General features: G+C 66.0%; 9 protein-coding genes. 6 read left to right on the forward strand and 3 right to left on the reverse strand.

The features are described 5' to 3' along the window. Window positions 1-5: 5 nt before the first annotated feature. The gene (locus HYU53_12910) at window positions 6-1,073 is read right to left on the reverse strand and encodes a D-alanyl-D-alanine carboxypeptidase (GenBank protein MBI2222092.1); all 1,068 of its coding nucleotides are present in this window, start codon (window positions 1,071-1,073) and stop codon (window positions 6-8) included. Between the two features lie 306 nt (window positions 1,074-1,379). Between HYU53_12910 and HYU53_12915 the strand changes: the two genes are divergently transcribed. Further along, a complete protein-coding gene (locus HYU53_12915) occupies window positions 1,380-1,961 on the forward strand; it encodes a hypothetical protein (GenBank protein MBI2222093.1) in 582 nt (193 codons plus the stop codon). Between the two features lie 35 nt (window positions 1,962-1,996). On the opposite strand, the gene HYU53_12920 is transcribed toward HYU53_12915, so the two are convergent. Continuing rightward, complete coding sequence (locus tag HYU53_12920; protein ID MBI2222094.1) at window positions 1,997-3,196, reverse strand: M20/M25/M40 family metallo-hydrolase; 1,200 nt, start codon at window positions 3,194-3,196, stop codon at window positions 1,997-1,999. A 378-nt stretch (window positions 3,197-3,574) separates the two neighbouring features. Between HYU53_12920 and HYU53_12925 the strand changes: the two genes are divergently transcribed. From HYU53_12925 to HYU53_12945, 5 genes are all read left to right on the forward strand, one after another. Then, window positions 3,575-6,463, forward strand: a complete 2,889-nt coding sequence (locus HYU53_12925) for a TonB-dependent receptor (GenBank protein ID MBI2222095.1) — start codon at window positions 3,575-3,577, stop codon at window positions 6,461-6,463. Between the two features lie 390 nt (window positions 6,464-6,853). After that, window positions 6,854-7,057 (forward strand): hypothetical protein, encoded by a 204-nt coding sequence (locus HYU53_12930; protein MBI2222096.1) that lies wholly within the window; start codon window positions 6,854-6,856, stop codon window positions 7,055-7,057. 47 nt (window positions 7,058-7,104) lie between these two features. Then, window positions 7,105-8,043 carry a site-specific DNA-methyltransferase gene (locus HYU53_12935; protein MBI2222097.1) on the forward strand — a complete coding sequence of 313 codons (939 nt, stop codon included), beginning with the start codon at window positions 7,105-7,107 and terminating at the stop codon, window positions 8,041-8,043. A 19-nt stretch (window positions 8,044-8,062) separates the two neighbouring features. Next, window positions 8,063-8,287, forward strand: a complete 225-nt coding sequence (locus HYU53_12940; GenBank protein MBI2222098.1) for a redoxin domain-containing protein — start codon at window positions 8,063-8,065, stop codon at window positions 8,285-8,287. A 9-nt stretch (window positions 8,288-8,296) separates the two neighbouring features. After that, on the forward strand, window positions 8,297-8,605 hold the full coding sequence (locus HYU53_12945; protein MBI2222099.1) for a redoxin domain-containing protein: 309 nt from the start codon (window positions 8,297-8,299) through the stop codon (window positions 8,603-8,605). Window positions 8,606-8,731: 126 nt separating this feature from the next. Here HYU53_12945 and HYU53_12950 read toward each other — a convergent pair. Beyond that, the coding region (locus HYU53_12950) for a TonB-dependent receptor (protein ID MBI2222100.1) at window positions 8,732-9,717 on the reverse strand (986 nt) is incomplete at its 5' end.

Consider the following 9,717-nt stretch of genomic DNA (forward strand, 5'->3'; position numbering starts at 1 on the left):
CGTACCTATTGTTCCTTCTCTGTTCCGAGAACCGCCTTCGCCTTGTCGCTCAGCCAGTTCATCAGGTGCCGCGTTTCGCTGAAGCGCAGCGCGTTGGAGCGGGCACCGAGGATCACGACGGCCACCTGCTCTCCCTGCGGCAGGCGCAGGAGCGTGGCGAGGCTGTAGCCCGCCTTGCTGATGAAGCCGGTCTTGCCGCCGCGCACGTCCACGTCGCTGCTCGCGAGCAGGCGGTTCGTGCTGTGGATGGTGATCGTCCGCCTGCTGGTCGTGAGGCGGTACTCCTGCTTGCGCATGATCGAGGAAATGCGCTCGTCGCCGGCACCGAAGGCAATCAGCCGCGACAGATCGTACGCGGACGAGATGTTGTTCGGATCGAGGCCGGAGGGATCCGCGAACGAGGTGTCCTGCAGGCCCAGCTCCAGGGCCTTTTCATTCATCCGCTGCATGAACGACGCGCGGCCGCCGTGCGACACGCGGGAAAGAATCCGTGCCGCGGCGTTGTCCGAGGCAATCAACATCAGGTGCAGCACGTCCCCCAGCGTCGTCCGCTCGCCGGCGCGCAGGTAGGTCGTCGACGCGTGGTACACGTCCGGGCGCTCGACGACGACCTCCTCGGTGAGGTCCGGGTCGTCCTCGAGAAACACCAGCGCGGTCATCACCTTGGTGATGCTGGCGATGGACCGCTTGTCCTGCGCGTTGGTCTCGTACAGGATCTCACCCGTCTCCGGGTTCATCACGATCGCCGCGGCCGCGCGGACGTCCGGAATGAGCGCGCCCGATTCGTCCTTCCGGAAGCGGGGCTCCATCGCCTCGCGCCACGCGCGGATGCGCGCCGCTTCACGGGCGCGCGCCGCGGCGCGCGCGCGCGCGAGCTTCGCGCGGCGGGCGCGCGACTTCCGTGCGGAGTACCGGCTCTTCTTCGCCTTGCCGGATGAAGTCTTCGTGACAGAGGGGCTCGCGCCGGCCGAGCTTTCGGCGGCGCGAGCAGAGGCCGTCGAAACGGGTCCCAGCAGGCCAACGCTCAGCGCGAGCGTCAGGAGGCGGACGAAGAAAAGACGATACCGCTGCACTATCCCTCCAGGTTTGGCTGGAGCGACATAGGCCTCTCCTTAACCAAAAACAGCGCCCCGGGAGTTTTGTTGGTTGTTACCGATGCTGGGAGTAAACGCATCCTAGCATCGAACTGCCACGGATGCAAGCACTTACCGAGCTCAGCCAACAACCCGCTCTCCCCCGGGTCTTCCCGCCTGCGGGCGAGCTTATCAATTTCCATACCAGCCGAGGTCGATCGCCGGCAGCCGGTCTTGGGCGCAACCGGCGGGCTTTGATATCTTCTCGGCGGTTCCCGGGTACTAGAAGAGAGCAGGAGACCACAAATGAGTGATTCATCCTTCGACCCCGGCCCCGAAGAATTCGCGGCGCTGCGCGCGACGATTCGCGAGCGCGGCAGCCTCCGCGTCGTCCTCTTCGTGGCGACGATTGGCCTCTGGAGCGCCCTCGTGGTCGCAACGGCAGCCGCACTCACCCTGCCGGTCGCCTCGCTCATCCCGCTGGTCGTCCTGGCCGGCGGCTTTGAGGCCGTCGCCTCGTTGCACATCGGCGTCGAGCGGATTGGTCGCTACATCCAGGTCCGCTATGAGTGGGACGCACCGGGAGCGGCAGGGGTGCCCATCAGGTGGGAGCGCGCCGCGATGGCGTGGGGACGCCGCTTTCCCGGGACCGGCACCGACCCGCTTTTCGGCGTCATCTTCTATCTGGCGACCGCGCTCAACTTTGTGCCGGTGGCGCTCACGGGCGTCGCACCGGAACTCGCGGTGCTCGCCCTCGCCCACCTCCTGTTCGCCGCGCGCGTCTGGCGCGTGCGCGCGTGGGCGGCGCGGCAGCGCGACGAAGACCTCCGGCGCTATCAGCAGCTTCTGACCGCAGAAGGCGCAGAACGCGCAGGATCACCCGGTTAGGTCTCCGCGCGTTCCGCGTGTTCCGCGGTCGTTCTTCACTTCTGCGCCAGCGCGAGCGCCAGCAGCAGCGCCCGCGCGGTGCCCTTCCAGGAGTCGGTCGAGTCGAACGTTTCTCCAAGCGAGTGCGCGCCGCGCCCGCTGCCGCCGCCGTCGATGGTCACGGCAGGAATGCCGAGCCCCATGGGAACGTTTGAATCGGTGGAGCCCTCGTCCATGCTCACTGGCAAGCCGAGCGCGCGTGTGACCGCGACCGCCGCCTGGACGATCGGCGAGTCCCTGGGGGTCTGCCCCGCCGCGCGGTCGCCCACCAGCTCCTTCTTCGCCGTCAGCGCGCCTTTGTTGTTCCAGCGCTGATTCTCGGCGGCGACTGCCGCATCGACGGCCTGCTGGAACTTGCGGTCGACTTCGGCAATGGCGGCGGGGTCCGACGACCGCATGTCCACCTCGGCCCACGCCTCGAACGCGATGGAATTGACCGACGTGCCGCCCCCAATCCGCCCGACGTTGAACGTCGTTTTTGGCTGGGATGGCACCTCGAAGTCCGCGATCGTGGCAATCGCCCGGCCGAGCGCGTGAACAGGGTTCGCGAGCCCGAACGCTCCGTAGCTGTGGCCGCCGGGGCCGGAGATCGTCACCCGATAGCGATGGCTGCCCACGCCCACGGTGGTGACGCCGAGCCCGGTGCCGTCAACGGAGACGAACGCGTCGACCTGGTCTTTCAGCTCCGTGCCGAACAGATGCTTGACGCCCCGCAGGTCGCCGAGCCCCTCCTCCCCCACCGTTCCGACGAACGTAATCGTCCCCGCCGTCTCGATCTTCGCGGCGTTGAGCGCGTGGATGACCCCGAGGACCACCGCGAGCCCGCGGCAGTCATCGCCGATCCCGGGGCCGGATATCGACGTCCCCTCGCGCGTAACCTTCACGCTGGTCCCCTCCGGGAACACCGTGTCGAGGTGCGCGGAGAACACCAGGTTGGGTTTGGCGGACCGTCCCGGGCGCTCACCGATGACGTTGCCGACCGCGTCGATCCTCACACGCTGCAGGCCGAGGGCCTCGAAGGTCTTCTTCAGCGCTTCGGCGCGCTGCTGCTCCTTGAAGGGCGGGGCGGGGATCTCGCACAATCGGACCTGCTCGTCGAGAATCGCGGGTTCGTTCTGCTGGACGAAGGCAAGCGCCTGCTTGATGGATGGATCGGCGACGAGCCGCGCGCCGATGTCGGGCGCCCCCGCCTGCATGGCCAACAGCATGAAAAGCGATGTGAAGGTAATCATCGTGTTCCTTGCGTCTCCTGTGATGCGCCGGTTGACGTGAGTAGGGCGTTGAACGGCAGCTTGAACGTCCCCTGCGGCTGGCCGCGGAAGATGGGGTTGCGCTGGTCATTTGTGGCCCATACGGTCGCTCTGCTCCGTGCCCGGGCCTCGTCCGCGCCCGGCAGCGCACTATCAGGCGCGACGTTGCGGCGTGTCAAGTTCACCTTGCGAATTCCCGAGGGAACGTCTATCGTTTTCGTCACGATCTTCGTTGCCCGCCTGCCTCCGGGGGACGGCCGAACAGCCGATCGTTTTCATCATCTGTTCGCGTAACAGTTCGGACCGACAGGAGGAGATGCAGGCATGGGGAATCGGTACAGCTCGGGCTGGGGACTCGCGCTGGCGATGGTGGTGCTCACGGCCGTACCGGCCATCGCGCAGGAGTTCCGCGGCCGCATCAACGGCACCGTCACTGACAACAGTGGCGCCGTGCTGCCCGGCGTGACGGTCACCGCGACCAGTCCGGCGCTCATTCAACCGCAGACCACGGCCGCCGCGGCAGACGGGACCTACCGCTTCATCGCCCTGCCGGCGGGCACCTACACCGTCACCTTCGAGCTGAACGGGTTCAAGACCCTCAAGCACGAAGGGATCAGGGTCGTCATCGGCACGACGCTCACCGTCGACGCCAGGCTGGACGTGGCCACGCTCCAGGAGACCGTCACGGTCACGGGAGAATCGCCGATCGTCGACACCTCGACGACCACGGTGGGCACGAACTTCACCAAGGAGCTGCTCACCGAGATCCCGAACGCGCGCGACATCTGGGCGGCCATGTCCCAGGCGCCCGGCATCGTGATGACCGGCTACGACGTGGGGGGGTCGCACACCGGCACGCAGACCGGCTTCAATGTGTACGGGCTCAGCCAGCAGCGGACCACGCGCATCGAGGGCATCAACACCACCGAGAACACGGATGCCAACGCCGGCTACTTCGACTTCGGCTCCTTCGAAGAGTTCCAGATCGGCGGCGCCGGCACGGGCGCGGACCAGGACACGCCGGGCGGATCGATGAACGTCACCGTCAAGTCCGGCGGCGATCGGTTCCAGGGCCAGTGGTACTCCGATTGGGAAGGCAAGGGAACGATCTCGGACAACGTCGACCCCGCGCTGCAGGTGACGGGAGGAACGAAAGGCGAGTTCAAGGCCCCGACGGGCGGCGTCAACCGCGGCAACCAGATCGATCGGCAGTACGATCTCAATGGCAACCTCGGCGGGCCGATCGTGCGCGGCCGCGCGTGGTTCTTCGCGTCGTACCGGCTGAACAATCAGTACAAGTTCATCACCGGGCTGCCGGACCTGGCGCAGTCCAAGCTCACGAACTACACCGTCAAGGGCACGTACCAGCTCTCGAGGGGCAACCAGCTGATCGGCTACTGGAACAAGCGCGAGAAGCTGCAGCCGCTGCGGGATCTCGCGGTGGACGTCCCCGTGTCCGCGGCGTACTTCCAGGCGTCCCGCAATTACCCGTTCAAGCTGGAATGGACCAGCGTACTCGGCGACCGGGCGTTCCTCGACGTGCAGGCGTCGGGCTGGCGCAACTACTTCCCGCTCAGGCCGACCACCGAGAACGGCTTCTTCAAGGAGACGCTGCAGCCGGGACGGATCGACCTGACCACCGGCGAGTACTTCAACGGCGGCGCGAGCGATTTCTACCAGAAGCAGCGGCGGTTCAAGCCGCAGTACAACGCGAACCTGAGCTACTTCAAGGAAGGCTGGCGCGGATCCCACGACTTCAAGGTCGGCGTCGAGGGACGGTGGGAGAAACGCCTCTTCTTCCGCGATCAGCCGGCGGGCAACGTCTTCTATCGCGACCGCGGGACCTCGGTCAGCGAGCTTGAAATCTATAACACGCCCAACGACGGGGATAACCGCGTCACCGCGCATTCGGCGTATCTGCAGGACGTCTGGAAGATGTCCGCCAACCTGACGCTGACGCTCGGCCTCCGGATGGATCGCTACAAGGACTTCTACCCGGAGCAGACGATCGCGCCCGAGGGGGTCGCCGCACTGGCCGGCTCCACCGACCCGCGCATCGTGTCGTTCCTGTCTCCGCGAACCGTCTCGGAAACCACCGTTTCGGAGTCCACCAGCTTCGGCCCGCGCATCGGGTTTGCCTGGGACGTCAGGGGCAACAATCGCTCGGTGATCAAGGGCTACTTCGGGCAGTTCTACTTCAACTCGGCGCCCGACACGCTGGCGGCGCTGCAGAATCCGGTCGGCACCGCGCGGCTGCGCTATCGCTTCGTCGACCCGAACGGCAACCGCCTGCTGGACGGGCCGAACGAGCTTGGTACGTTTCTGTCGACGCAGGGCGGCGCCGGGTTCGTGCGCATCGATCCCGATCTCGAGCGTCCCTACAGCCAGGAGATCTCGGGACACTTCGAGCAGGAAGTGGTCCGCGGGTTGTCGGCACGCGCCTCGTGGGTCTACAAGAACGTCCGCGACGACTGGGCGGAAGTGGACCTGCTGCGCGTCGGGGCGTACACGATCGCTCGCCAGCTCGTCGACCCGGGCCCGGACAATACGCTGGGAACCGGCGACGAGCAGACGCTCACCGTGTTCGATCGCCCGGCGGGCATCGGGCAGGACCGCGTCTTCACGAATCCGGATGACTACCACTCGGACTTCAACACGTTCGAGGTGGCGCTGAACCGCCGCTTCAGCGGCCGCTGGATGGCGCTCACCTCGTTCGGCCACACGTGGCTGAAGCAGTACCACGGCGACTCGTCGACCTCCAGCGCGCTCGATTCGATCGGCATCGGCAAGGCCTATCTCTGGCAGCCGAATCGGCGGGCCTTCGGCCGGGAGACGTCCACGCTGTGGAACTACAAGATGATTGCGCGCTATGTCATGCCATGGGACATCGGCGTCAGCGGCTCGTACAAGCTGCAGAGCGGCCGCAACTGGGGGCGCACGATCAGCGTCAACCACCCGAACGCGGGCAGCGAGACGCTCCGCGTCGAGCCGGTGGACGCGCGGCGGGCGCCAAACGTCGGCATCCTCGACTTCCGCGCGGATAAGTCGTTCTCGTTGGGCGCCGCCGGGCGCCTGACGGCGATGGTGGACGTGTTCAACGCGACGAACGCCGACACGGTGACGAACTTCAACATCACGACGGCGGCGCTCCACCGGATCATCGCCCTCCTGGATCCGCGCATCGTCCGCTTCGGCGTGAGGCTCGACTTCTAAGGCGACCGCGTTCCGGCCCCGCGCCTTCCCTGCCGTCGTGCCCTCCGGGCGCTTTGGCGGACAGGGCGCGGGACCCGGGACGCCTGTCGCGGGCCGACGTCGCGTGCGGCCGTGGCCCGTTTCCGCGCACGCCGCCCGGCCGCGCCACGCACGCTGATCCCCATCCAAGATTTTGACGGCCTGAATCCAACGGCGTGGCGCAATCGACACTTCGGCGTCCCAAACGCACGTTCCCGGCACGCCGATTGATCCTCGAAAGCCAATCCTGCGTCTAAATATTCAGAAACTCGCGACAGACGCAGGAGCAACCGCCCTGTTCTCACGACGGACCTCAACGGCATTGCGTTTGCTTTCCGTCGAATTGACCGCGGCTGAAGGGACCGCGGACTTATGAGCTCTCTCGTTCGTCTCCTCGGGTTCACCACCCTGTCATGCGGCTGTGTCACGGGCCGGTACCGCGAGGTGGCGACCAACCGCGAGATCGTCTACGTCGAAGAGAAGGGGCATGCCTGCGAGGTGACGAGCCATCGTCGCAACCACACGCTCGCCCCGAGCCGCTTCGGCGTGGCGGTCCCGGTTACAAAAGCGTCGTAATCCCCGGGCAGCCCTGCCCGGAGGATGGTAAGCTGACGGGCATCCCGATGCCCCGTGGCGCCAAACATTTTCCTGTCGGCCGCTCCTCCCTATCTCCTGACTCCTCTTCGCGTTCCGTTCCGTCGACCCTCTACGCCGTTCTGAAGACCCGAAGGTCTGTCTTCACCTTTCACCTTGGCGACTGCGTCCGGGTGCTGACCGCCCTGCCCGAGGGGAGCGCGGACGTCGTTGTGACCTCGCCTCCGTACAACCTCGGCGTGAGGTACCGCACCTACGACGACCAGCTCCCGCGCGAGGAGTACCTCCAGTGGACGAACCGCTGGATCGCGGCGGCGGCCGCCACCCTGCAGCGCGACGGGTCGCTGTTTCTCAACGTCGGCCACAAGCCGACCGACCCCTGGGTGGCGATGGACGTCGCGCAGGCCGTCCGCAGGCATCTTCACCTCCAGAACCTGATTCACTGGATCAAATCGATCGCGCTCGATGAGCGCGGCCTCGCGGCCGGGCACTACAAGCCGATCAACAGCGACCGCTTCGTCAACGACTGCCACGAGTTCATCTTCCACTTCACGCCGACCGGGCGCACGCCGCTCGACCGGCGCGCCATCGGGGTTCCCTATCAGGACAAGTCGAACGTGACGCGGTGGGAAGGGGCCGGTGACGATCGTCGATGCCGCGGCAACGCGTGGTTCATTCCGTACGAAACGATCCAGAGCCGCGACCGGGATCGGCCGCATCCGGCGACCTTTCCGCCGAAGGTTCCCGAGATGTGCATCCGGCTCCACGGTCTTGGACGCGCCCGGCTGGTGCTCGATCCGTTCGTCGGGTTGGGGAGCACCGCGGTGGCCTGCGCCCACCTCGGGACCAGTTTCATCGGGATCGATCTCGACAGGCATTACCTGCGCGAGGCCGTGGACCGCACGCGCGCGGCGCTGAAGGAACTTGGCGAGCCGTACATGGAAGACCAAAGGAGTACCCATGACTGAGGTTTTCACGTTGGTTGCGATGCTGGCCTCGGGCCAGACGACGGGAGGCGGAGGACAGCCGGCGCCGCAGCCTCCGCCGCCGCCGCCCGCCGTGAAGGTCGGCGAACCGGCACCGGATTTCACGCTGTCCTATCTCGCCATGGAAGAGGGCAAGATCGCGCGCAAGAACGTCACGCTCAGCTCGTTCAAGGGCAAGCAGAACGTCGTGCTGGCGTTCTTTCCCGCGGCGTTCTCGCCCGGTTGAACGACCGAGATGTCCCGGTACCGGGACAATGCCGGCAAGTTCAACGAGACCAACACCACGGTCTTCGGCATCAGCGTCGACAGCGCATGGGCGAACAAGGCCTTTCGCGAGCAGCTTGGCGTCGAGTTCCCGATCCTGAGCGACGGCAAGCGCGAGGTGTCGCGGAAGTACGGCATCCTCGACGAGGAGAGCGGGGTCGCGCGCCGGACGACGTTCGTCATCGACACCGGCGGCGTCGTGCAGCACATCGACCAGGCCAGTGAGGCGATGGATCCGTCGGGGGCCGTGGGGGTGTGCCAGCGCCTGCACGAGAAGTAGGCACGAGGCACGAGCGAGGGTTCAGGGTTCAGGCAAACAAGAAAAAGGCCCGGCTGCGATGCAACCGGGCCTTTTCTTTGGGCCTTTGGCCTTTGTCGTACCTGGCCTCTGGTACCTCGCCTCTTTCTAGAATGTATACCGCAGGCTGAACATCACCCGGTACACGTCCGTCAGCCCGGCGGTCTGCTGGAGTGACGTCGTCATCAGCTCGTTGTTCACCACCCTCAGCCTGTACGTCAGACGCCCTTGTGCATCGACGCCCGGATTGGTCAACGGCTGGGTGTTGATCAGCCGCTGACCGACTCCCCACTCGCTGTTCAGCAGGTTGCCGAAGTTGAGCACGTCGGCCCTGAACTGGAACTGGTGACGCCGGCCCTTCAAGTTCAGGAAGAAGTCCTGCGACACGCTGAGATCCATCCGCTTCACGAACGGGAGGAAGACCGCGCCGCGCTCGACGTACTCGCCGCGGTGATCCTTCAGGTAATCGTCCTGCTGGATGTACGCGTCCCACGCCGCCGCCTGCTCGGCCGCCGTGTAGGTGCGGCCGCCAGAGGTGAACGTCTGGAAGTTCATTTCCGACGTGTCGCGGTGGACGTAGAGCAGATCGTTGCTCGTCCCGCCGTCCCCGTTGGCGTCGCCGCCGAACGTGTAGCTGGTGTTTCCGCCGTTGCGCGCTTCCCAGAAGACGCTGACGGTTGTCGCGCCAAAGTTGAAGTACTCACGCGAGTACGAGCCCGTGATGAAGACGCGGTGTCCGGGCGACGCGCTCGCGAATCCCAGGCCGGGGTTGTTCGGATCGTTGGAGTGCTGGTTGTTGTTCCAGGACCCGAACGCGATCGATCCGGGATCGACCGTGTTCTTCGCCTCGCCGTAGCTGTACGCCGTCTTGAGCCACAGGCCGCCCCGCAGCGACCGCTCGAGGCTTCCTGACGCGGTCCACGAGCGCCCTTCGTTCTGGTTCTTCAACACGATGGCGTTGTCGACGTGCGCGTTGATGCGCCCCGCCGTGCCGCTCGCGAACCGCAGCCGGTTGTCCGCGCCGGCGAAGGAGCCGATCGGCTCCTTCATGTTCGCGTTGATGTAGTACACGCCGTTCACGTCGCGGTTGTAGA

It is taken from the genome of Acidobacteriota bacterium, from assembly GCA_016184105.1.
Taxonomy (GTDB): domain Bacteria; phylum Acidobacteriota; class Vicinamibacteria; order Vicinamibacterales; family 2-12-FULL-66-21; genus JACPDI01.